The sequence below is a fragment of the Plantactinospora sp. BB1 genome (assembly GCF_003030385.1).
Classification (GTDB): Bacteria; Actinomycetota; Actinomycetes; order Mycobacteriales; family Micromonosporaceae; genus Plantactinospora.
The window spans coordinates 5589094-5612160 of the sequence record NZ_CP028159.1; the positions used below are offsets into that span (position 1 = coordinate 5589094).

Annotated in this window: 18 protein-coding genes; 8 read left to right on the forward strand and 10 right to left on the reverse strand. The window is 72.1% G+C overall.

Going from position 1 to position 23067, the window contains the following annotated elements; genetic code table 11:
- Positions 1-4 precede the first annotated feature (4 nt).
- Positions 5-1213: an RNA-guided endonuclease TnpB family protein gene (locus C6W10_RS24355; RefSeq protein ID WP_107260825.1), complete on the reverse strand. Its 1209-nt coding sequence runs from the start codon at positions 1211-1213 to the stop codon at positions 5-7.
- A 155-nt stretch (positions 1214-1368) separates the two neighbouring features.
- On the opposite strand from C6W10_RS24355, the gene nirB reads away from it, so the two are divergent.
- The 5 genes from nirB (at position 1369) to C6W10_RS24380 (ending at position 7824) form a co-directional block, all read left to right on the forward strand.
- The gene (gene nirB / locus C6W10_RS24360; protein WP_107260827.1) at positions 1369-3945 is read left to right on the forward strand and encodes a nitrite reductase large subunit NirB; all 2577 of its coding nucleotides are present in this window, start codon (positions 1369-1371) and stop codon (positions 3943-3945) included.
- A 65-nt stretch (positions 3946-4010) separates the two neighbouring features.
- Positions 4011-4355 carry a nitrite reductase small subunit NirD gene (gene nirD / locus C6W10_RS24365; protein ID WP_107264246.1) on the forward strand — a complete coding sequence of 115 codons (345 nt, stop codon included), beginning with the start codon at positions 4011-4013 and terminating at the stop codon, positions 4353-4355.
- Positions 4355-5443 (forward strand): uroporphyrinogen-III synthase, encoded by a 1089-nt coding sequence (locus C6W10_RS24370; protein ID WP_107260829.1) that lies wholly within the window; start codon positions 4355-4357, stop codon positions 5441-5443. Before nirD ends, C6W10_RS24370 begins: the two co-directional genes overlap by 1 nt.
- A 415-nt stretch (positions 5444-5858) precedes the next feature.
- Positions 5859-6878, forward strand: coding sequence for an ABC transporter substrate-binding protein (locus tag C6W10_RS24375; RefSeq protein ID WP_159104726.1), 1020 nt, complete (start codon positions 5859-5861; stop codon positions 6876-6878).
- A 169-nt stretch (positions 6879-7047) separates the two neighbouring features.
- Positions 7048-7824, forward strand: a complete 777-nt coding sequence (locus tag C6W10_RS24380) for an ABC transporter permease (RefSeq protein ID WP_107264247.1) — start codon at positions 7048-7050, stop codon at positions 7822-7824.
- A 75-nt stretch (positions 7825-7899) separates the two neighbouring features.
- On the opposite strand, the gene C6W10_RS24385 is transcribed toward C6W10_RS24380, so the two are convergent.
- The 5 genes from C6W10_RS24385 to C6W10_RS24405 form a co-directional block, all read right to left on the reverse strand.
- Positions 7900-8619 (reverse strand): SDR family NAD(P)-dependent oxidoreductase, encoded by a 720-nt coding sequence (locus C6W10_RS24385; protein ID WP_107260833.1) that lies wholly within the window; start codon positions 8617-8619, stop codon positions 7900-7902.
- A gap of 73 nt (positions 8620-8692) precedes the next feature.
- Entirely contained in the window at positions 8693-9346 is a 654-nt protein-coding gene (locus C6W10_RS24390; RefSeq protein WP_369930847.1) for an ATP/GTP-binding protein, read from the reverse strand.
- A complete protein-coding gene (locus tag C6W10_RS24395; RefSeq protein WP_107260835.1) occupies positions 9327-9695 on the reverse strand; it encodes a DUF742 domain-containing protein in 369 nt (122 codons plus the stop codon). Before C6W10_RS24395 ends, C6W10_RS24390 begins: the two co-directional genes overlap by 20 nt.
- Positions 9696-9759: 64 nt before the next feature.
- Positions 9760-10170, reverse strand: coding sequence for a roadblock/LC7 domain-containing protein (locus C6W10_RS24400; protein ID WP_101368105.1), 411 nt, complete (start codon positions 10168-10170; stop codon positions 9760-9762).
- Complete coding sequence (locus tag C6W10_RS24405; protein WP_107260837.1) at positions 10167-13304, reverse strand: sensor histidine kinase; 3138 nt, start codon at positions 13302-13304, stop codon at positions 10167-10169. The genes C6W10_RS24400 and C6W10_RS24405 overlap by 4 nt, the downstream gene beginning before the upstream one ends.
- 454 nt (positions 13305-13758) lie before the next feature.
- Between C6W10_RS24405 and C6W10_RS24410 the strand changes: the two genes are divergently transcribed.
- The 3 genes from C6W10_RS24410 (at position 13759) to C6W10_RS24420 (ending at position 18971) form a co-directional block, all read left to right on the forward strand.
- Positions 13759-14952 carry an ABC transporter substrate-binding protein gene (locus C6W10_RS24410; RefSeq protein WP_107260839.1) on the forward strand — a complete coding sequence of 398 codons (1194 nt, stop codon included), beginning with the start codon at positions 13759-13761 and terminating at the stop codon, positions 14950-14952.
- Between the two features lie 109 nt (positions 14953-15061).
- The gene (locus tag C6W10_RS24415) at positions 15062-15871 is read left to right on the forward strand and encodes an ABC transporter ATP-binding protein (RefSeq protein ID WP_107260841.1); all 810 of its coding nucleotides are present in this window, start codon (positions 15062-15064) and stop codon (positions 15869-15871) included.
- Positions 15872-15974: 103 nt separating this feature from the next.
- On the forward strand, positions 15975-18971 hold the full coding sequence (locus C6W10_RS24420) for a hypothetical protein (RefSeq protein ID WP_107260843.1): 2997 nt from the start codon (positions 15975-15977) through the stop codon (positions 18969-18971).
- Between the two features lie 177 nt (positions 18972-19148).
- Here the strand turns inward: C6W10_RS24420 and thiC are convergent, their stop codons facing one another.
- Genes thiC through C6W10_RS24440 form a run of 4 tightly spaced genes read right to left on the reverse strand, consistent with a single transcriptional unit; the run spans position 19149 to position 23066 of the window.
- Positions 19149-20741 carry a phosphomethylpyrimidine synthase ThiC gene (thiC, locus tag C6W10_RS24425; RefSeq protein ID WP_107260845.1) on the reverse strand — a complete coding sequence of 531 codons (1593 nt, stop codon included), beginning with the start codon at positions 20739-20741 and terminating at the stop codon, positions 19149-19151.
- Positions 20738-21640: a bifunctional hydroxymethylpyrimidine kinase/phosphomethylpyrimidine kinase gene (thiD, locus tag C6W10_RS24430; protein WP_107260847.1), complete on the reverse strand. Its 903-nt coding sequence runs from the start codon at positions 21638-21640 to the stop codon at positions 20738-20740. Before thiD ends, thiC begins: the two co-directional genes overlap by 4 nt.
- On the reverse strand, positions 21637-22272 hold the full coding sequence (locus tag C6W10_RS24435) for a thiamine phosphate synthase (protein ID WP_107260849.1): 636 nt from the start codon (positions 22270-22272) through the stop codon (positions 21637-21639). Before C6W10_RS24435 ends, thiD begins: the two co-directional genes overlap by 4 nt.
- Entirely contained in the window at positions 22269-23066 is a 798-nt protein-coding gene (locus tag C6W10_RS24440; protein WP_107260851.1) for a thiazole synthase, read from the reverse strand. The genes C6W10_RS24435 and C6W10_RS24440 overlap by 4 nt, the downstream gene beginning before the upstream one ends.
- Position 23067 lies beyond the last annotated feature (1 nt).

Genomic DNA, 23067 nt, shown 5'->3' on the forward strand with positions numbered 1-23067 from the left:
CGCCCTAAAGGGCGGGGATTCCCTTGGTCGCCCTTGGGTTTTCCTGCTTCGACGCCGACTGCCTCGTCCGGGCGTCCGCCCGTTGAGGTCTTACACCGGCTCCACAGGCCGTAACGGAGAGCCCCTCCGCCAGAATGTTGCGGGCCGCGTTGACGTCGCGGTCGTGGATGGTGCCACATCGGCAGGTCCACGTCCGCACGTCCAGCGGCATCCGATCAGCGAGCACACCACACGTCGAACACAGCTTCGTCGACGGGAACCAACGGTCGACAACGACCACGTCCCGACCGTGCCAGTCGGCTTTGTATTCGAGCATGGTGCGGAACTGCCGCCAGGCCGCGTCGCTGATGGCGCGGGCCAGCGTGTGGTTCTTGACCATGTTACGTACGGTCAGGTCCTCGATCACGATCGTTTGGTTGTCACGAACGAGTCGAGTGGTCAGTTTGTGCAGGTGGTCCCGACGCCGGTCGGTGATCCGCGCATAAATCCGGGCCACCTTCAGCCGGGCCTTGGCCCGGTTCACCGACCCCTTCTCCTTGCGGGCGAGTTGACGCTGGGCGCGGGCCAGGGCGGACCGGTCGCCGCGTTCGTGGCGCGGGTTGGTGACCTTCTCACCGGTACTCAACGTGAGCAGGCTGTCCAGTCCGGCGTCCACCCCGACGGCCGTGTTCGCGGCCGGGGGCGATTCGATCACATCGTCGCAGAGCAGGGACACGAACCAGCGTCCCGCCGCGTCTTGCGACACCGTCACGGTGGACGGCGAGGCACCTGCGGGCAACGGCCGCGACCACACGATGTCCAGCGGCTCGGTCATCTTGGCCAGGGTCAACCGGCCGTTGCGGTAGCGGAACGCGCTGGTGGTGTACTCCGCCGACTTCCGCGACCTCTTCTTCGACTTGAAGCTCGGGTACCGGGCGCGTTTGGCGAAGAAGTTGACGAACGCGCCTTGCAGGTGGCGCAGGGCCTGCTGCAACGGCACGGACGACACCTCGTTGAGGAACGTCAGTTCCTCGGTCTTCTTCCACCCTGTGAGCATCGCGCTGGTGGCGGTGTAGTTGATCCGTTCCCGTCGCAGGGTCCACGCCTCGGTGCGGGCCCGCAGGGCCAGGTTGTAGACCTTCCGGACGCAGCCGAACGTGCGCGACAGTTCTGCTGTCTGCGCCTCGGTCGGGTAGAAGCGGTACCTGAACGCCCGCTTCACCGTCCTGGACACGGCTCACACGTTAGCGCACCAGCTGGTGAGCCTTGCGGTGACGCGCGGGTGGACGCCTGTCCGCCTTGGCGGCGGATCGGCTATCCCTGCCCTGCTCCGCAGGAGTTCCGTTTCCTCTCCGGCCTTAAGGCCGGAGTATCCACGGAAGGAATCCGATGATCGAAGGGTCCGAGCGGCAACGACTCGTGGTGGTCGGCAACGGCATGGTGGGGCAGCGCTTCGTCGAGGCGCTGCGCTCCCGGGACACCGGGGGCCGCTGGCAGGTCACCGTGCTGGCCGAGGAGGGCCGGCCGGCGTACGACCGGGTGCGGCTCTCGGCCTTCTTCGACGGGGTGGACGCGGACGAGCTGAGCCTGCACCGGCCCGACGACGGGGTCGACCTGCGGCTGGGCGAGCCGGTGATGGAGATCGACCGGACCGGCCGGCGGGTGGTCACCGGCGGCGGGGAATACTCCTACGACGCACTGGTGCTGGCGACCGGGTCGTACCCGTTCGTGCCGCCGATCGACGGCGCGTACGCGGCGCTGGGCCCGGACGCGCCCGGTCCGACTCCGTCGCTGCGGCCCGGGGTCTTCGTCTACCGCACCCTGGACGACCTGGCCGCGATCCGGGACTTCGCCAAGGGCCGGCGCAGCGGTGCGGTGATCGGCGGCGGGCTGCTCGGCCTGGAGGCGGCGAACGCGCTGCGGCTGCTCGGCCTGGCCACCTCGGTGGTGGAGTTCGCCCCCCGGCTGATGCCGGTGCAGATCGACGAGGCCGGCGGCGCGATGCTGCGCCGCTACGTCGAGGAGCTGGGTGTGGTGCCCCGGCTCGGGGTGGCCACCACCGCGATCCGGTCCCGCCCGGACGGCGAACTCGCCGGGCTGACCCTCTCGGACGGCAGTTGGCTCCCCACCGACCTGGTGGTGGTGGCCGCCGGCATCCGGCCCCGGGACGAGCTGGCCCGGGCCGCCGGCCTGGAGCTGGGCGAGCGCGGCGGGATCCGGGTCGACCAGAGCTGTCGCAGCGCCGACGAGCGGATCTGGGCGATCGGCGAGTGTGCCGCCGTCGAGGGGACCTGCTACGGCCTGGTCGCCCCCGGCTACGCCATGGCGGAGGTGGTGGCCGACCGGCTGGTCGGCGGTACGGCGACCTTCCCGGGCGCGGACCTCTCCACCAAGTTGAAGCTGCTCGGGGTGGACGTCGCCTCGTTCGGTGACGCACACGGCCGGACGCCGGGCTGCCTGGACGTCACATTCACCGACCCGGCCACCCGGGTCTACGCCAAGCTGGTCCTCTCCGACGACGCGAAGACCCTGCTCGGCGGGGTGCTGGTCGGTGACGTGACGGCGTACCCGACGTTGCGGGCCAGCGTCGGCGGCGCGCTGCCCGGCCCGCCGCTGGCGCTGCTCGCCCCGGCCGGCGACGGCACCGGGACCGGGGCCGGGATCGCCGCGCTGCCCGGTTCGGCCCAGGTCTGCTCCTGCAACGCGGTGACCAAGGACCAGCTCGTCGGCGCGATCGCCGAGGGCTGCACCGACGTACCGGGGCTGAAGGCGTGCACCCGGGCCGGTACGAGCTGCGGCTCCTGCGTACCGATGCTGAAGCAGTTGCTGGCGGTCTCCGGGGTGAGCCTGAGCAGGGCGCTCTGCGAGCACTTCGACCACAGCCGGCAGGAGCTCTTCGAGATCATCCGGGTACGCGGGATCCGCACCTTCTCCCGGCTGGTCGCCGAACACGGCCGGGGCCGGGGCTGCGACATCTGCAAGCCGGCGGTCGCCTCGATCCTCGCCTCGCTCGGCAACGGCTACGTGCTCGACGGCGAGCAGGCGTCGTTGCAGGACACCAACGACCACTTCCTGGCGAACATCCAGCGGGACGGCACCTACTCGGTGGTGCCGAGGATCCCGGGTGGCGAGATCACCCCGGAGAAGCTGATCGTGATCGGCGAGGTGGCCCGGGACTTCCAGCTCTACACGAAGATCACCGGTGGGCAGCGGATCGACCTCTTCGGTGCCCGGGTCGAGCAGTTGCCGCAGATCTGGCGCCGGCTGGTCGACGCCGGGTTCGAGTCCGGGCACGCGTACGGCAAGGCGCTGCGTACGGTCAAGTCCTGCGTCGGCTCCACCTGGTGCCGGTACGGGGTGCAGGACTCGGTCGGGCTGGCGATCGCCCTGGAGCTGCGCTACCGGGGACTGCGCGCCCCACACAAGATCAAGTCAGCGGTCTCCGGCTGCGCCCGGGAGTGCGCCGAGGCCCGCAGCAAGGACTTCGGGATCATCGCCACCGAGGGCGGCTGGAACCTCTACCTCGGCGGCAACGGCGGCTTCCGGCCCCGGCACGCCGAACTCTTCGGCCAGGACCTCTCCACCGAGGACCTGGTCCGGTACGTCGACCGGTTCCTGATGTTCTACATCCGCACCGCCGACCGGCTACAGCGGACGGCCGCCTGGATCGAGGCGATGGAGGGCGGCCTGGAACACCTGCGGGCGGTCATCGTCGACGACTCGCTCGGGCTCTGCGCCGAACTCGACGCCGCGATGGCCCGGCACGTCGGGGCGTACTCCGACGAGTGGCGCGACACGCTGGCGGACCCCGACCGGCTGCGCCGGTTCACCTCCTTCGTCAACGCACCCGACGTGCCGGACCCGTCGATCACGTTCGAGGTGGAGCGGGGACAGCCCGTTCCGGCCCTGGGAGACCGCCGACCGGTGACGCTCGGCCTCCCGACGACCATGGGGGTACCGAGTTGACTCTGGAGACCACGATCGGCGACGGACCGGCGGTCGACGAGGGGTTGGGCGAGGTCGCCGGGGAGGTGCGCTGGACGGTCGTCTGCGCGTACCCCCGGCTGGAGCCGGAGCGCGGGGTGGCCGCACTCGTCGACGGCGACCAGGTGGCGGTCTTCCGCACCCACGACGGCCGGCTCTTCGCGATCGGCCAGCGCGACCCGATCGCCGGCGCGTACGTGATGGCCCGGGGCATCGTCGGCAGCCGTGGCGAGATCCCGACGGTCGCCTCCCCGCTGCACAAACAGGTGTACGACCTGCGCACCGGAGACTGCCTCGACGTGCCCGGGGTGGCGGTGCCGACCTACCGGGTGCGGTGCCGGGACGGGCTGGTCGAGGTGGCACCCCGGCACCGGCCGGCCGGGGACGCCTGATGGCCGGCGAACTCTCCGGCTTCACCGTCGGGGTCACCGCCGACCGGCGCCGCGACGAACTCACCGCCATGCTGGAGCGGCGCGGCGCCCGGGTGGTGCTCGCCCCGGCGCTGCGGATCGTGCCGCTGGCCGACGACACCGAACTGCGGGCGGCGACCCGGGCCTGCCTGGACAACCCGCCCGACGTGCTGATGGCGAACACCGGGATCGGGATGCGCGGCTGGCTGGAGGCGGCCGAGGGCTGGGGGCTGGCCGAGCCGCTGCGCTCGGTGCTGGGCCGGGCCTACATCGTCAGCCGGGGGCCGAAGGCCCGGGGCGCGATCCGGGCCGCCGGGCTGCACGACGAGTGGTCGCCCGCCTCGGAGAGCTGCGACGAGGTGATCGAGCACCTGCGGCAGCGTGGCGTACGCGGCCAGTTGATCGCGATGCAGCTGCACGGCGAGCGGCAGCCGGAGTGCACGGCGGCGCTGGAGGCGGCCGGGGCGAGCGTGATCGAGGTGCCGGTCTACCGCTGGGCGGCACCGACCGACCCGGCCCCGCTGCACCGGCTGGTCGACCTGATCGCCGGCCGGCTGGTGGACGCGGTCACCTTCACCTCCGCACCGGCGGTCACCGCACTGCTCCGGGCCGCCGGGTCGAGTACCGACGCGGTGCTGGAGGCGATGCGCTCGGACGTACTGGCCGCCTGCGTCGGGCCGGTCACCGCCGCGCCGCTGCGCCGGTACGGGGTACCGGTGGTGGCGCCGAGCCGGGCCCGGCTCGGCGCGCTGGTCCGGACCATCGTCGACGAACTGCCGCAGCGGGCGATCAGCGTCAAGGTCGCCGGCCACCTGCTGACCCTGCGCGGGCACGCGGCCATCCTGGACGGTGAGCTGCGCCCGCTGGCCCCGGCCCCGATGGCGGTCCTCCGGGCCCTGGCGAGTACCCCCGGCCGGGTGATGTCCCGGGCCGCCCTGCTGCGCACCCTGCCGAGGGGCGCCGACGAGCACGCCGTCGAGATGGCGGTGGCCCGGTTGCGGGCCGGACTGCGCACCCCGGGGGTCGTGCAGACCGTGGTCAAACGCGGCTACCGGCTGCCGGTCGACTGAGGCCGCCCCGACCAGAGGAAGCTTCACCAGGGGCGACGGCCCGCGAGCCGCCGCCTCACGCTTGGGTATCGGCTCGGTTTGATCCCTTGACTGGCGGACAGGCGGTTGGCAGGGTAAGGCCGCAACGTCCCGGAAGCGCCCGTAAACTGCCCTCCGGGACTGTGCACAGGGGACGGGTGGAGGCGCCCGATCGCCCTGACAGAGAATATTTCGGGTCGCGTCACACCCTGCTCGCGAACGCGTCAGGAGGACTGCCGGAGACATCGGGCAAGGCATTACGATCATGGCGGGCACCGGCCATAGAGAGCCGCCGGCAATCATCTGCACCCGTGGCGCCATCAGCGGGACGCGGCCGATCCTGAACCGGGCGACCGATCCACATCCTCAATGGATTCTCCTCAAAGGACAGGTAGGAATGACGAGGCGTATACGCGTGCTGGCCGCCGCGGCGCTGGCCACGGCCATGCTGGTCACCGCCGGCTGCTCCGGTTCGGACGACTCCGACGGCGGCGACGCCGGCGGCAAGGCTCCGGACAAGGTGACGTACCTCACCGGGTTCGGCACCGGCGGCCACGACGCATTCGCGTGGGTGGCGAAGGACAAGGGCTTCTTCAAGGAGGCCGGGCTCGACGTCACCGTCCAGCAGGGCGCCCCGGCCACCAACAACCAGGGCCTGCTCTCCGGCAAGGCGCAGTTCACCTACAGCGACGTGACCCAGCTGATGATCCAGACCGGCAAGGCGCAGGTCACCGACATGCGGGTGATCGCGGCGGTGCACCAGAGCACGCTGGTCGCGATCTTCGCGCCGCCCGGCTCCGGCGTGACCAAGCCGAAGGACCTGGAGGGCAAGCGGGTCGGCGTCGCCGCCGGCTCGATCACCCGGACCCTGCTGCCGGCGTACGGCAAGCTCGCCGGCTTCGACGCCAGCAGGCTCCAGTTCGTCGAGGCCACCCCGCAGTCCCTGGTCGGCCTGCTGGTGGGCAAGCGGGTCGACGTGCTGAGCACCTTCGTCATCACCAAGAACACGGTGGAGACGGTGACCAAGCAGACGATGACCGTCATGCCGCTCACCGACTACCTGCGGGACCTGCTCGGCACCGGCCTCACCACCACCGCCAAGTACGCCCAGGAAAACCCGGACATCGTCAAGCGCTTCAAGGACGCGGCGATGAAGGGCCTCAAGTACACGGTGGAGAACCCCGAAGAGGCCGCCAAGATCATGAAGGCCAACAACCCGAACGTGAACGAGCAGGGCGCGGCGGCGGAGATCAAGCTGATGACGCCGTACGTCACCTCGGCACCGGGTAACACGATCGGCGCGCTCGACGAGCAGCGTGCCGCCCGGGCCATCGCGATCCTCCAGGGCGCCGAGCTGATCCCGGCCGGCCTCACCCCGGACAAGGTCATCGACTTCTCCATCGCGCCCAAGGCCTGACCGACGGCGTGACACCTCGGGGACGGCGAGTGGACAGCCACTCGCCGTCCCCTTTTCGACGCAGAGGAGCGAACATGTTGCGCGTCCGTACCCCTCCGGACAGCGATGCCCACGACCCACGGTGCCGGCCGGCAGGCCCCTGCGCCGGCCGCAGACCGGGGTGGATCCGGTGACCGCCCGGCAAAACCTCTCCCCCGGCGCCCGGGTCGCGCTGCCGATCGTCGGCACCGTCCTCGCGATCGCCCTGTGGTGGCTGGTGACCGTCGTCTTCGACGTCCGGACCCTCTTCCTGCCGTCGCCGCCGGAGGTCGTCGACGCCTTCCGCCGGCAGCCCGCCTATCTGTTCGAAGCGGCCTGGGCGACCCTCTGGGGAACCCTCGTCGGCTTCGGCCTCGCGGCGGTCGGCGGGATCGTCGCGGCGCTGCTGCTGACCAGCTCGCGCCTGATCGAGCAGGCCACCCTGCCGATGATCGTGGCATTCAACGCGGTGCCGAAGGTCTCGCTCATACCGCTGCTGATCCTCTGGATCGGCTACGACGCGCGGACGAAGCTCACCCTGGTCGTCCTGATCGCGTTCTTCCCCGTCATGATCGCCACCATGGCGGGCCTGACCTCGACCCCGACCGACCTCTACGAGCTGACCAGGTCGCTCTCCGCGTCCCGGCTGAAGACCTACCTGAAGGTACGGCTGCCCTGGGCGCTGCCCCAGCTCTTCGTGGGGCTGAAACTCGGCATCACGCTCTCGCTGATCGGCGCCGTGGTGGCCGAGTTGCAGACCCTGAACCAGGGGCTCGGGGCGATCATCTACAACACCCAGCAGTCCTTCGACACCCCGCTGGCGTTCGCCGCGATCACCCTGACCGGGGTGATCGGGATCAGCGTCTTCTACGCGGTCGTCGTGGTCGAACGGCTCGCGGTGCCGTGGGCCCGGAAGATCTCCGCCTGAGCCGGCCCGTCCCGCGCCGAACCGATCGGGCGGATCACCGCTGCGGCCGCGGCCGGCGGTGATCCGCCCACCGGGTCAGATCAGTCCGGACCCGCCGTTGATATTGAGGTTGACCCCGTTGACGGCCGGGTTCTCCAGCAGGAACACGGCGGCGTCGGTGACGTCCGCCATGGTGGTCAGCCGGCCCGTCGGGGTACGCGCCCGGTAGGTCTCGTGCACCTCGGCCGGCTGCTTGGCCCAGAACGGGCTGTCGCCGACGATGCCCGGGTGCAGGGCGTTGACCCGGACCGGCCGCAGTTCGGCGGCGAGCACGTTGACCAGCCCCACCACCCCGGCGTTGACCGTGGAGACCGTCGCCGAACCGGGGAACGGCCGGTCCTTTGAACCGCCGCCGAAGAGCAGGATCGAACCGGTCGGGGAGAGCCGGGACGCGAGGGTGTGCGCCACCTCGGTGTAGCCGACCAGCTTGACCGTGACCAGGCTGACGGCGCGGTCGATCTGGTAGTCCGCGACCTTGTTGACGTCCCGGACGAAGGCGGAGAGGACAAGGTGTTTGATCTCGCCGATCCCGGCGAGTGCGGCGGCGATGGACTCGGGCCTGGCGAGGTCGACGGCGAGACCGGTCGTCCGGCCACCGATCTCGGCGGCGACCGCCTCGGTCCGGGCCGCGTCGCGGCCGGTGACGACGACCTCAAGGCCCCGCTTCGCGTAGTGCTCGGCCACGTCCCGGCCGAGGCCGGAGGTACCCCCGATGACGACTACGGAGCCGCCATCGGGGCCATCGTGCTGTGGCATGTCTGTCCCTCTCGTTGTGCAGGATTGAACCGCGGAGCCTCCCCGGGCCCGGCAAGCCTGCGTAACGCGAGGGTCAGCCGACCGGGGTGGGTTGGCCCCGGCCGTGCTCCGCACGCAACGTCTCCATCGCGTGCTGTACCACGTTCACCAGCACGTGCTTGACCGACTCGCGGTGTCGGGCGTCGCACATCACCAGCGGCACGTGCGGGGCGATCGCGAGCGCCTCGCGTACCTCCTCCGCCTCGTACTGCGGTGCGCCGTCGAAGCAGTTCAACGCCACGACGTACGGCAGGTGCCGGTTCTCGAAGTAGTCCAGCGGCGCGAACGCGTCGGTGATCCGCCGGGTGTCGACCAGCACCGCCGCGCCGACGGCACCACGGATGATCTCGTCCCACATGAACCAGAACCGGGTCTGTCCGGGGGTGCCGAACAGATAGAGGATCAGGTCCTGGGCCATGGTGATCCGGCCGAAGTCCATGGCGACCGTGGTGGTCTCCTTGCCCGGCACCTTGGAGGGGTCGTCGATGCCGACCCCGGCCGCGGTCATCACCGCCTCGGTGGTCAGCGGGGTGATCTCCGAGACCGCACCCACGAGCGTCGTCTTGCCGACCCCGAACCCGCCGGCAATAACGATCTTCGCGGAGGTGATCCCGCCACCACCACCGCCGCCGCCACCGCCACCACCGCCGCGACGCGGCCTGGCCGAGTCATAGCCTGCGAAGTCCACTTAGCACCCTCTCAAGCAGTTCCATCCGCTCCTCGTACGCCTCCGACGGTGGAGCGGCATTGTGCAGCGTCAGCAGGCTGTCCGCCACCATGTCGGCGACCAGCACCCGGGCGACACCCAACGGCAGCCGGGTGTACGCGGCGATCTCCGCCAGTGACTGCGCCCGGCCCTCGCAGATCGTGGCGATGCGGTGCTTGTCATGGCCGGCGAACCGGGACTCCACGACCGCGGCCGGGCTCGCCACGAGCACCGCCTCGAGCGCGATGTCCTGACGAGGTTCGGTACGGCCGCGGGTGACCGCGTACGGTCGGACGAGCGCGCCACGCGGGTCATCGCGTCGTCCCTCCATACCGTGGTCACCTCCTCAGAGTCGAGTCGCGGTTTCACCGTTGCCATCCTTCCTGTGCGCCGGATTACGGACGCGAAACGGCCTCGCGCGGCAACGGCACCAGCGCCGCACCGACCCGTTCCACCAGCAGCGCCATCTCGTAGCCGACCTGGCCCACGTCGCAGCTCCGGGCGGCGAGCACCGCCATCGAGGAACCGTCGCTGATGGACATCAGGAACAGGTAGCCACTGTCCATCTCGATCACCGTCTGGAGCACCCCGCCGGCGCTGAACATCCGGGAGGCGCCGTCGGTCAGGCTGACCACGCCGGAGGTGATCGCCGCGAGCTGGTCGGCCCGGTCCGGCGGCAGGTCCCGGGACGAGGCGAGGAGCAGGCCGTCCGCCGAGACCGCGACGACGTGTGCGATGCCGGCGACGCTGTCGGCGAAGTTACTGAGCAGCCAACCCATGTCCTGCATCGCTGCTGGCCTGTTCATCCGCTCGTCTCCTTGGTTGAGATCATGCCGTTCTGCTCGGAACCGGCCGTCCGCCCGCGCTGTACGCCACGGTGGTAGGCCGACAACAGACCGCGCACCTCGTCCGGGGTACGCCTGGTCCGCTCGCGCCCGGTCTTGGGCTCGACGCCACCGGGCACGAGTTGCGCCTGGGGTACCCGCTTCGGCAGGCCGGACCGGGTCGTGCCAGCGGCGGCCGGCTCCGCCGCCCGGCTGGCCCGGGCCCAGCCCTCGTCGGCCGCGGTCCGCCAGGATCCCTCGGGCCCGGCCTGTCCGGCCGGCGCGGGCGCGGCCGGCGCCGGAGGTGCCGCGGCCGGCGCGGGCGCGGGGACCGGTGGCGGTGCGGCCGCCGGTGGCGGCGTCGGTGGTGCGTAGGGGGCCGGTGGCGGTGCCGAACGCCCGGGAGTGCGGGGGGTCAGCGGGGTACGGCCCGGGGTCGCCGAGTTCGGCGACGGCGGCCCACTCGGTGCCGGTGGCGACTGGTAGCCGCCCGGCGGCACGGTGAAGATCGCGGTCGAGTCCGAGCCGTGGGAACGGAACCAGACCGCCTCCATCTCGCGGAAGATCGGCGCTTCGCCGGTGTCCTCCACCCGGGGCGCGACCGCGGAGGCGGCGTTCACCGGGGTACCCGCGACCGGGCCGGAGGGCAGGCCGGACGGTGCCGCCCCGGCGGGCGTCATGGCGTGCGTCGCGGCCGGGCCGGCACCCATGCCGCCGCGCTGCGGCAGCGAGGACGCGACCGTCGGGTACTGCACGGTCGGCGAGGTGACCCCGGTCGAACCGGCCAGACCCGTGTGCGCGGGCGGTGCCGTCGACGCCGGGTTCTGGTAGGTCGGCGTCATGCCCTGCTGGTACGTCGGCGCGGGCATCGCCGGCAACTGGCTCGCCGTCAACTGGCTGTTGACCGGCGCACCGGTGCTGGCCGGCATCGCTCCGGCCGGGTCACCCCCGGTCTGCCACTGGTTGCCCGCCGCGCTGCGCCACTGCTCGGTCAGGGTGCCGGCGGTACGCGACGCGCCGACCGGAGAGAGCGTCTCCTGCCAGGCGGCGCCGGTCGACGGCCGGCCGGTGGCCGGTCCCTGCTCGACGGCGAGCGGCTGCCGCTGCCGGCCGAGGACCTGGTCGCGACCGCGCGGGTTCGGCAGCACCACCGTGCTGGCCGGCAGGGTGACCTGGGCGACCGTGCCGCCCTCGACGTTGCGGCGCAGGTCGACCCGGATGTCGTGCCGGTGCGCCAGCCGACCCACCACCGCGAGACCCATCAGCCGGAAGGCCGCCACGTCGACCGCCGGCGGTTCGGCCAGCCGGCGGTTGAGGGCGTCCATCTGCTCCTCGCTGAGGCCGAGTCCCCGGTCCTCCACCTGGATCAACACGTAGTCGCGGATCCGGCGGGCATCGGCGACCACCGTGGTGTGCGGCGGCGAGAAGCGGGTCGCGTTGTCGAGCAGCTCGGCGACCAGCCGGACCACGTCGTTGACCGCGTGCGCGGCGACCGAGATGTCCGGGTCGACGGTGCCGAACTCGATCCGGTTGTAGAGCTCCACCTCGGACTGCGCGGCCCGCAGCGCGTCGATCAGCAACGCGTCCTCGCGGCGGGGCGCCGTCGAGTCGGCGCCGGCCAGCACGAGCAGGTTCTCGTCGTTGCGGCGCATCCGGGTGGCCAGGTGGTCGAGCTCGAAGAGCTGTGCCAGCCGCTTCGGGTCCTCCTCACCCCGCTCGATCGCGTCGAGCTCACCGATCATCCGGTCGACCAGGGTCTGGCTTCGGCGGGCCAGGCTGAGGAACATCGCCGAGACGCTGGTCCGCAGGGCGGCCTGCTCGGCCGCGATCCGGACCGCTTCCTTGTGTACGACGTTGAAGGCCAGCGCGACCTGGCCCACCTCGTCCTTGTTGTTGAGCCGGATCGGGTCCCGGACCTGCCGGACGATCTCGTCGACGCCGCCGTCGCCGATGGTGCCGACGTCCCGGAGCCGGCGGACCGCCTCGGGCAGGTCGTGGTTGGCCACCGAGAGCGCACCCTCGCGGAGCCGGCGCAGCGACTGGTTGAGCGACCGGGCCAGCACCACGGCGAGGGCGAGGGCGACGATCAGCGTGAGGAGCACGATCACCGACTCGATGATCGCCTGCTGGACGACCTCGGAGCGGGCCGACTCGGCCTGGTCCAGCAGGTCGGATTCGAGCAGCGTCTCCGCCCAGCGCATCAGGTCGTTGATCGAGCCGATCGCGATCGCCGCCGAGCTGGCGCTGATCGGTGCCCGCTGCCCGACCGACCGGGTCAGGTCCCGGGCCACCTTGTCGGCGAGGATCACCGCGTCGCCGGTGACGGCGCCGTTGACCACCGCCTCCTGTCGGGCGTTGGCGGAGGCGCCGAAGGCCAGCAGCGCCTCCTGCTGGCTGGTCAGGGTGGCGATGAAGGCCGAGAACTGCTCCTGGTCCAGCACCTGGTTGTTGGCGAGGGCGCTGTAGACCACCGCCTCCTCCTCGGCCACCGCCTCCTTCGCCTGGGCGAGCGCGGAGAGGGTACGCAGGCTGTCGCCGACCGCGCTCTCCCCGGAGATCTGGCCGAGCGCCTCGCCGTACGCCACGAGTTCACCGATGATCATGCCGTACCGCAGGGTGGCCTCGCCGGGTGGCATCTGCGGGCGCTCCAGCACCTCCTGCCGGGTGCCGTTGAGCGTCGCCAGCCGGTCGTCGATGACCCGCAGCCGGTCCTCCACCGAGGCCGGGACGTCGCTGACCTGGGCCCGCCGGTCGTTGTACGCGGCGATCCGGGCATCGGTGCGCTGCACGTACGCGTCGTACGCCTCGGTCGTGGTCTCCTTCGACTCGGCCAGCAGCCGCGCGGCGGCGATCCGCTCCTTGTGCACGTCCTGGGTGAGCGCCGAGATGTCGGCGGAGAGTTCGGTCAGCGACCGGAGCACGCCGGCCTGGTAGGCGCCCTGTCCGATGTCGACCAGTCGGATCGTGGCGAGCGCGAGGACCGCGGCGACCGGGACGACGAGCAGGAGTGCGAGCTTGGACCGGATCCGGGTGTCCCGTAGCCGGGGAAGCCAGCGGCGCGGTGCAGCGCCCCCCCGCAGACCTTTTGCGGGCAGGGTCGTAGGTCCGGTGCTCACGACATCGCCTCCGTCGTTTCATTACGTGACCCGTCGACCGATGCCTGCTGCAGCGGATCGAGCCGCACGCGGCACGGCCGCGATTTCATCAGAAGAAGGCCGCTTTGGGAAGCGACGGGAGGGCAGCAAAGGTCCATCATGGGACGTCGGCTACCCTCGGCGCCGGGAGATCGATGAATCGGCAAGTCTCTGATCAGCACATATATCTCTAGAGTGGTCACTTGTATCTGGAAAGTTATCCCGCACCCGTACCCCCTCTTATCACTATGTGAGACCCGTCATCCCGAAACCGGCCGGGCATCCACCGCTTGACCCAGGCGTCCGGCATTGGCAAGGTTTTGCGGGTTTGAAGGCTTCGCGTGAACCGTACGGCAGATCGCTGCCATCCATTGTGGACGACTGGATCGGCGGCCGGGCAAGCACCCCGCCCGCGCCGGATACCTGGAGGACTGAGTTGAGGCCCATCCGCTCCGCGATACCCGCGCTGCTCGCGTCGGCCATCCTGGCAACCTCGCTGACCGGCTGCCAGTTCGGCGCGCCGGAGAAGGAGTCCGGGGAGATCGTGATCGGCGCCGACCTGGAACTGTCCGGCGCGGCCCCACAGGTCGGCAAGGCCTACCAGCGGGCACTGGAACTCAAGGTCGAACAACTGAACGAGTCCGGTGCGCTGGACGGTCGTCGGGTTCGCCTGGAGGTCCGGGACAACAAGTTCGACCCCAGCATCTCGGCAACCAATATCGGCGATTTCACCGCCAACCCGGCGATCAGCGGCATCATCATGGGCAGTTGTAACGACTGCGCCATCGGTGCGGCGAAGACGGTGAAGAGCAAGCAGGTTCCGACGATCGCGCTCGCCCCCGCCGGTGAAGTCGCCGCACCCGGACCGGACCGGGAATACATGTTCAAACTCGGCCCGAACGCCCGCGACAACGTCGCCGCGATCGCCGCCGAACTCCGGGTCCGCGGCGTCGAATCGGTGGCGTTGCTGCACACCGCCGACAAGTACGGCGAGGAGGGCGCGCGGACGCTGGCGAGCGAACTCGTCGGCGTCGAGGAGGACGCCACCGACATCCCGATCCTGGCGAAGCGGACGGTGAAGGTGACCGACACCGACGTCAGCCAGCCGGTCGCCGCACTGGTGGCGGAAGAGCCGGACGCGATCATCGTGTGGACCCCGGCCGACCAGGCCAACCTGGCGATCGGGCGCCTCGCCTCCGAGGGATTCAAGGGCCACATCTTCCTCGACGCGGTGGCCGCCGGCGACCTCTTCATCGGCAACAGCGGCGGCGCGGCGGAGAGGACCACGATGGTCTTCACCCAGACCATGGTGATCGACGACGTGATCGCGACCACCCCGGCCAAGGCGGCGAGCAAGCAGTGGTTCCGGGACTACACCGCCCGGTTCGGCGGCTACTACGGGTACTCCTCGTTCGCGGCCGACGCGCTGCAACTGATCGTGGACGCGGCGGTACGGGCCGGCGGCGGCGAGGAGCCGGACCGGGCACGCATCCGCAGCCTGCTGGAGACCGCCGAGACCGACGGCCTCTCCGGCCCGATCCGGATGACGCCGGAGAACCACTCGGGGCTGATGCCCCAGGCGTTGAGCCTGCTGGTGGCCCGTGGTGGCCGCTGGCGGCTGGCCGGCTGAGCCGGCGATCGACGACGCGGCCCGGCGGCGCGGAACGAGTCCTCGCCGCCGGAAGGCGTCCGGGATAGCCTGTCGACACTGTCGACCTGTCGAATGGGGTGGCAAAGCGATGATCCGACTCTCCGGAGTATCCCGGACCTTCGGTGGTCGGTCCGGTTCCGTCGAGGCGCTGCGGCGGATCGACCTCGACGTCGCCGAGGGCGAGTTCCTCGCCGTGGTGGGCCGCTCCGGCTGCGGCAAGTCCACCCTGCTGCGCCTGGTCGCCGGCCTGCTGCCGGTGACCGAGGGCGAGATCCGGGTGGCGGACGAGGTCGTCACCCGGCCACGGCGGGACATCGCCATGGTCTTCCAGCGCCCGGCGCTGCTGCCCTGGCGGTCGGTCCTCGACAACGTCATGCTGCCCACCGAGATCTTCGGCTGGAGCAAGGCCGCGCACCGCGACCGGGCCCGCGAACTGCTGTCGATGGTCGGGCTCAGCGAGTTCGAGAAGCGGCTTCCGCACGAACTCTCCGGCGGCATGCAGCAGCGGGTGTCGCTGTGCCGGGCCCTGATCCAGCAGCCGAAGGTGCTGCTGATGGACGAGCCGTTCTCCGCGCTGGACGCGCTGACCCGGGAGGAACTCTCGGTCGAACTCCAGCGGATTCACATGGAGCACTCGGCGACGATCGTCTTCGTCACCCACTCGATCGACGAGGCGGTGCTGCTCGCCGACCGGGTCGTCGTACTCAGTCCGCGCCCCGGGCAGATCCGCAAGGTGCTCGACATCAACATCCCGCGTCCCCGCTCCCTGGGCCGCAACGCGCACTTCGAGGACGTCGCCCGGGCCAGCGCGGAACTGCACGAACTCCTGATCGACCACCCCGAGAGCGGCCCCGGCCTGGCCCTGAGCGGCAGCGGCCAGGCGGACCAGCAGCGCTGACCCGACGGTCAGCACGATCGGCAGCCGGTCGGGCGCCCCTGCCGGTGCCCGACGTCCGGCCCAGGGTGGCGGGCCGGCCGGACGAGTGCGTAACGTGCCCGGCATGGCCTACCGGACCTGGGGCAGAGTGCTGCTCGCCGCACTCCTCGTCGGGATCGTCAGCGGCGCCGGCCAGCTGGGGATCGCGTACGGCCTCGGCCTCGTCCGCTTCAACCGCGGTTTCGACGGCGCCACGGTGAACCACTGGCCCGCCCAGCTCGGCTGGGTCGGCTGGTTCGCCATGGTGGCGGCCGTGCTCGGCGCGATGCTGGCGGACCGGCTCGCCCGCAGGTACACCCTGCCCAGCACGCTCGGCAACCGAGCCGTCATCTCCGCGCTCGCCGCCCTCGGCGCACTCGCGGTGGCCCCGCTCTCCATGCAGCCCGCCCGGGCGGCGCAGGTCGCCTCGGCAGACCCGGTGAGCCTGACCGGGGTGGCCGCGTTGATCGGTGCCGGGGTCGGGTTCGTCGCCGCCCTGGCCGCGCTCAGCCAGCGTCCGGTGGTCTGGAACATCGGGGCGGTGACCGGGGCGATCTGGTTCCTCGCCGTACTCTCCGTACTCCCCTCGCTCGGCCCCACCGACCCGCTGCCCGCCGTCCGGCTCGGCGGCGTCGACCCGAGCTGGCTCAGCGCCGGTACCAGCCAGCGGCTGGCGGTGGTCACCATGCCGGCGCTGGCCCTGGTCGCGGGCGCCCTCACCGGTGCCCTGGCCCGGCGGCGCGAGCTGCCGACGCCGGTGGTCGCCAGCTGCGGGGTGGCGGGCCCGGCGATGCTCGCCCTGGCGTACCTCGTCGCCGGCCCGGGTGACTCGGCCGACGCCTACCAGGCGGCACCGTACTGGGGCGCACTGATCGCCGTCGGTGCCGGTGCGCTGGGTTCGGTGCTTGCGGCGTGGGCCCGCTGGCCGCTGACCACGACCACCCCGGCGCTGGCCACCGACGCCCCGGAGCAGGCCGGCACAGCCGACCCGACCGCAACCGACCCGACCGCAGCCCAGCCGACCGCAGCCCACCCGACCGCAGCCCAGCCGACTGCAGCCCAGCCGACCGCAGCCCAGCCGACCGCAGCCGCGACGCTCGGCGGCACCGCCGGCACGGCGGCGACCGCTGAGCGTGGCAGCGGCGGAACGCCAGGTGAGAGCGGCACCGCCAGGACGCCGGACGGGAGCGGCAGCGGCCGGACGTACGGTGCCGACGGCGTCGACGACGCGCCCACCGAGACCATCCCGACGGTGACCTCGCCGAGCGGCGGCGGTACCTCGACCGCCCCGACCTGGCGGTTGGGCGTCCCGCGCGACGAACCCCCGGCCGGTGCCGGCGGCAGCGCCAGCGACCCGAGTACCGGGACGACACCGGCCCGCACCTGGACACCCGGTACGGCGGCGGCCGGCGGGCGACCGGCCAGCGAGCCGACGAGGCCCTCCGCTGAGCAGCCGCCGGGTCCCGGAAACTGGTCGTTCGACATCGGCAGGGGCGTACCGTCCCCGCGTACCTCCACGGAGGATTCGACCCCCACCGACCGGTTCGGGTCACCGGTGCCGACCGTGCCCGAAAGCGGTCAGCGAAGCAGCCCGGAATCGGCCGGTCCGGCCGGCGGCGGACCTGGCGCGGCTGCGACGGATGCCGGGCTCCCGGGGGGTTGGGCCGGTGCTCGCCGACTCCGCACCGAGGACTTCTGGCCGACCACGACGCCGCCGGTCGCGCCGTCGACGCCGGTGGGGGGCACGGGACCGTCGACACCAACTGCGGCAACGCCCTCGACAACGCCCTCGACAACGCCCTCGACAACGCCGGAGCCACCGGCCACGGTGACGCCTCCGGCGGCGGCGTCCACGCCACCGCCGCCGTCCGCGACACCGTCCCGTAGCGACGACGTCTGGGACGCCTTCACGCCGGTCAGCCGTCCCCGCCCCGACCGCGTCGAACCGACGGCCGAATCGACGATGACCGGACCGGTGTCCGAAGCGACGACCGGACCGGCAACCGAAACGACGACCAGACGGGCGACCGAAACGACGACCGGACCGGCGATCGGATCGGCGCACCGGCCGGGCGAGGGTGGTGCGGCCCCCACCCCCGGTCCGGCTCCTACCTCCGACCCCGCCACCTCCGGGACCGTCGCCTCCGACCCCGCCACCTCCGGGACCGTCGCCTCCGACCCCGCCACCTCCGGGACCGTCGCCTCCGGCACTGTCGCCTCCGGCACCGGCCGGGGCGACCTCGGCAGCGGGTCGAACGACGTCGGCCGGACCGGCGACGACCGGTCGTACCCGGGCGGAACGGGATCGGGCAGTATCCCCGCGCAGTGGGGCGGGATCGGGGCGACACCGGGTCGGGCTCCGGTCGGATCGGGCGGGCCAGGGGCTGGATCGGCCGAGACGGGACGGAACCGAACGGAGCCGAGCGGAGCAGACCCCACCCGTACCGAACGGATCCCGCCCATCCCGGTGGTCGCCGGGGATGGCCCGGGCCAGGTCGGGGATACGCCAGACCAGCTCGGGGTTACCTCGGGCCGGGCCGCCGCCCCGGATCGCGACACGCCCCCGGCCGGACCCGCGCCTGGTCGCGGCATGTCCCCGGCCGAACCCGCCCCTGGTCGCAGTGCGCCCTCGGCCGAACTCGGGCCGCATCGAGGCACGCCGCCGGCCGAACTCGGGCCGGATCGTGGCACGCCGCCGGCCGGACCCGGGCCGGAGACCACCGCCGAGGTCGAGTCCGGGTCGGGCGCCGGAGACGCGCAGCGGCCGGCGGGGCGGCTCCGTCGCGGCCTGTTCCGGCGCAACCGGGGCGGCACCGACGCCGCCGAGCAGACCGGCACCGTCGAGACCGGCAAGGGCGACTCGAAGCAGGACAAGGGAGAGTCGAAGCCGGGCAGGGGCGAGTCGAAGCAGCGGGAGGCGAAGGGCCGCAACCGTACGGAGGAACCGGTGCCTGCCCGCGACGAGGAGTACGTCGACTGGGTGAGCGGGCTCAGCGAGCCCGATCCGGCGGCGGACGACCTCGGGCTGGACCGGAGCGTACGCCGTTCGCTGCGCTCGACCGGCCGGCACCACGCCGACTGACCGCTGCCCCCAGCCGAACGGGCGCGGCGCCGGCTCGACCTGGACACCAGAGGCGTATCCACCCCCGGATAACGCCTCTGGCGTCCAGGTGAGCGAACTCCTCCGCTCCAGCCACCGACCGTTCAGAGCCTGCCGGCAGTGCGTCGGGTGCCGAAGGGGCGCACCGCCGCCAGGGGTTCAGGCCAGTGGCAGGTACACCTTGCCGCCCGAGGCCAGGAACTCGGTCGACTTCTCCTGCATGCCCTTTGCCGCGTACTCCTTCAGCTCCTGGGTGATTTTCATGGAGCAGAACTTCGGGCCACACATGGAGCAGAAGTGTGCCGTCTTGGCGGGCGTCGCCGGCAGGGTGGCGTCGTGGTACGCCCGGGCGGTCTCCGGGTCCAGCGACAGGTTGAACTGGTCCTCCCAGCGGAACTCGAACCGCGCCTTCGACAGCGCGTCGTCCCAGGCCTGCGCCCCGGGGTGCCCCTTGGCCAGGTCGGCGGCGTGCGCCGCGATCTTGTACGCGATCACCCCCGCCTTGACGTCGTCCCGGTCCGGCAGCCCGAGGTGCTCCTTCGGGGTGACGTAGCAGAGCATGGCGGTACCGAACATGCCGATCATCGCGGCGCCGATCGCCGAGGTGATGTGGTCGTACGCCGGGGCGATGTCCGTGGTCAGCGGCCCGAGGGTGTAGAACGGTGCCTCGTGGCACAGCTCCTGCTGGAGGTCCACGTTCTCCTTGATCTTGTGCATCGGCACGTGGCCCGGCCCCTCGATCATCACCTGTACACCGTGCTCCCAGGCCACCGAGGTCAGCTCCCCGAGGGTACGCAGCTCGGCGAACTGCGCCTCGTCGTTCGCGTCCGCGATCGATCCGGGCCGCAGCCCGTCGCCGAGCGAGAACGTGACGTCGTAGCGGGCGAGGATCTCGCAGAGTTCGGCGAAGTTGGTGTAGAGGAAGTTCTCCTCGTGATGCGCCAGGCACCAGGCCGCCATGATCGAGCCGCCCCGGGAGACGATCCCGGTGACCCGGTTGACCGCCAGCGGCACGTAGCCGAGGCGTACCCCGGAGTGCACCGTCATGTAGTCGACGCCCTGCTCGGCCTGCTCGATCACGGTCTCCCGGAAGACCTCCCAGGAGAGCTTCACCGGGTCACCGCCGACCTTCTCCAGGGCCTGGTAGATCGGTACGGTCCCGATCGGCACCGGGGAGTTGCGGATGATGGCTTCCCGGGTCTCGTGGATCCGCTTGCCGGTGGAGAGGTCCATCACGGTGTCCGCACCCCACCGGGTGGCCCAGGTCAGCTTCTCCACCTCCTCGGCGATCGACGAGGTGACCGCCGAGGTGCCGATGTTGGCGTTGACCTTCACCAGGAACCGCTTGCCGATGATCGCCGGCTCGCACTCGGGGTGGTTGACGTTCAGCGGCAGTACCGCCCGGCCGGCGGCGATCTCGTCCCGGACCACCTCGGCCGGCATCCCCTCCCGGACCGCCACGAACTCCATCTCCGGGGTGACGATCCCGGCCCGGGCGTAGCCGAGTTGGGTGGGTCGGGCGCCGTCCCGGCCGGCCAGCGGGGTGCCGGCACCGCGTACCGGTGCCACGTCGCCGCGTTCCGCGATCCACGCCCCGCGCAGCGGAGGCAGCCCCTCGGCGGGGTCCGAGCCGGGACCGGACGTGTCGTAGAGCCGTACCGGTGGTTCGTCGCCGGCCAGTTCGACCTCCGCGAACGGCACCCGGACGTCCGGACGCGCCCCCGTCACGTACACCTTGCGACGAGCGTTCATGACAACCTCCCTGTGCTGGATGAGCCGGATCCGCTGGATGAACCGGACCCGCTGGACGGGCCGGACCCGACGCCCGCCGCCGCGCCGGAGGTGCCGAAGTGGTCCAGCGGCCCGTGACCGCGCCCCAACGACCAGTTCCGGGCACCGAGCAGCGCGCGGGTGACGTACTCCTTGGCGAACGCCACCGCCTCCGGCACCTGGTCGCCGAGGGCCAGTCGGGCGGCGATCGCGGCCGAGAACGAGCAGCCGGTGCCGTGGGTGTTCCGGGTCGGCACCCACGGCCCGCGCAACAGCCGCACCTCGGCGCCGGTCCAGAGCGCGTCGACGGCGCCGCCGAACGCCTCGCCGCCGCCGGTCGCGAGCCCCGAGTCGTCGCTGTCGCCGCCGGTCACCACGACGTATCGGGGGCCGCCCGCGGCGAGCTGCCGGGCCGCCTGCGCCATCTCGTCGGGGCCGGAAACGGTACGGCCGAGGATCGCCGCCGCCTCCGCCCGGTTCGGCGTCGCCACCAGGGCGTACGGCAGCAGTCGCTCGATCGCCCCGACCACGCCGAGCCGGGCCCCGCTGGTCGAGACGAGCACCGGGTCGACCACCAGGTTCGGCAGCAGGCCGGCCCGGGCGGCCCCGGCCACCGCGGCGGCGATCTCGGCGTCGCCGAGCATCCCGGTCTTCACCGCCAGCGGCGGCAGGTCCTCGGTCAACGCGTCGAGTTGGGCGCTCACCATCGCGGCGGAGACCGGGAAGACCGCCCGTACCTCGTGGGTGTTCTGCGCGGTGACCGCGGTGAGCACCGACGTGCCGTAGACCCCGAGCGCGGCGAAGACCTTCAGGTCGGCCTGGATTCCCGCGCCCGCCCCGGAGTCGGAGCCGGCCACGGTCAGCACCACCGGCGGGGTCACCGCGAACGCTCCACTGCCGGAGCGGCCGGTACCGGCACACCGTCCCGGGCCTGGACGGCCGCGCAGAGGTCGCGGACCAGCCGGGCCGGGTCGGCCGAGCGCATCACCGCACCCATCACCGCCGCACCGGCCGCACCCGCCGCCAGGCAGGCGTCGACCTGTTCGGGTGTGCCGATGCCGCCGAGCGCGACCACCGGTACCGGGCTGCGGGTGACCAGCCCGGCCAGGCCGGCGGGGCCGAGCGGCGGGCCGTATCCGGGCTTGGACGGGCTCGGATAGACCGGCGAGAGCGTCACGTAGTCCTCCGTGCAGAGTCGCCCCAGCTCGGCGAGGTCGTGGCAGGAGCGGCCGACCAGCGGCAGCGCCGGTGCCGGATAGGGGCCGGCGGCCGGCAGGTGCACCGCGTCGCCGTCGAGCGGGTCCGGCCCGGCGACCAGCAGGGTGCCGCGCACCGGGGCGAGGATCGCGCGCAGCCGCCGGGCCAGGTCGAGCCGCTCGGGTCGGGGCAGGTCCCGCTCCCGCAGCAGTACCCATCGGACCCCGCCGTCGACCGCGGCCCGGACCACCTCGTCGAGCGGCCGGTTCGCCTGCCACCGGTCGGTGACCAGCACGATTCCCCGGGGCCCGGTCACAGCTCGGGCCGCCCCTCGTCCGGGGTGGAGGCCAGCGCGTGGAAGCGTCGGGGGATCCGTCCCGCCCCGGCGGCCAGCCGACCCGCCTCGATGGCGAACCGCATGGCGGTGGCCATCCGTACCGGGTCGGCCGCCCGGGTGACCGCGCTGGCCAGCATCACCGCATCGCAGCCGAGTTCCATCGCCAGCGCCGCGTCCGAGGCGGTGCCGACGCCCGCGTCCAGGATCACCGGTACGTCCACGTTCTGCCGCAGCAGCCGCAGGTTGTGCGGGTTGTTGATGCCGAGCCCGGAACCGATCGGCGCGCCCGCCGGCATCACCGCGGCACAGCCGAGATCCTGCATCCGGCGGGCCAGCACCGGGTCGTCGGTGACGTACGGCAGCACCGTGAACCCGTCGGCGACCAGCCGCTCGGCGGCGCTGACCAGCTCGACCGCGTCCGGCAGCAGGGTCCGCTCGTCGCCGATCACCTCCAGCTTGATCCACGACGTCTCGAACGCCTCCCGGGCGAGCTGCGCCACGGTGATCGCCTCGGCGGCGGTACGGCAGCCGGCGGTGTTCGGCAGCAGCCGTACACCGCACCGGCCCAGTACCTCCAGCACGCCGCCGCCCATGGTGGCGTTGCTGTCGATCCGGCGCAGCGAGACGGTGACCAGTTCACTGCCGCTGGCCCGGATCGTCTGCTCCAGCACGTACGGGCTGGTCGCCCCGCCGGTGCCGAGGATCAGCCGGGAGTCGAACTTCTCACCGGCGAGCACGAATCCGGGTTCGGGGTCGGGTGCTCCGATCGACATC

Coding starts and splice junctions, on each gene's coding strand:
- C6W10_RS24420 (WP_107260843.1), top strand. CDS start 15,975: ATGGCCTACCGGACCTGGGGCAGAGTGCTGCTCGCCGCACTCCTCGTC.
- C6W10_RS24370 (WP_107260829.1), top strand. CDS start 4,355: ATGGCCGGCGAACTCTCCGGCTTCACCGTCGGGGTCACCGCCGACCGG.
- C6W10_RS24395 (WP_107260835.1), bottom strand. CDS start 9,695: ATGGAGGGACGACGCGATGACCCGCGTGGCGCGCTCGTCCGACCGTAC.
- nirB (WP_107260827.1), top strand. CDS start 1,369: ATGATCGAAGGGTCCGAGCGGCAACGACTCGTGGTGGTCGGCAACGGC.
- C6W10_RS24385 (WP_107260833.1), bottom strand. CDS start 8,619: ATGCCACAGCACGATGGCCCCGATGGCGGCTCCGTAGTCGTCATCGGG.
- C6W10_RS24415 (WP_107260841.1), top strand. CDS start 15,062: ATGATCCGACTCTCCGGAGTATCCCGGACCTTCGGTGGTCGGTCCGGT.
- C6W10_RS24375 (WP_159104726.1), top strand. CDS start 5,859: ATGACGAGGCGTATACGCGTGCTGGCCGCCGCGGCGCTGGCCACGGCC.
- C6W10_RS24400 (WP_101368105.1), bottom strand. CDS start 10,170: ATGAACAGGCCAGCAGCGATGCAGGACATGGGTTGGCTGCTCAGTAAC.
- C6W10_RS24440 (WP_107260851.1), bottom strand. CDS start 23,066: ATGTCGATCGGAGCACCCGACCCCGAACCCGGATTCGTGCTCGCCGGT.
- thiC (WP_107260845.1), bottom strand. CDS start 20,741: ATGAACGCTCGTCGCAAGGTGTACGTGACGGGGGCGCGTCCGGACGTC.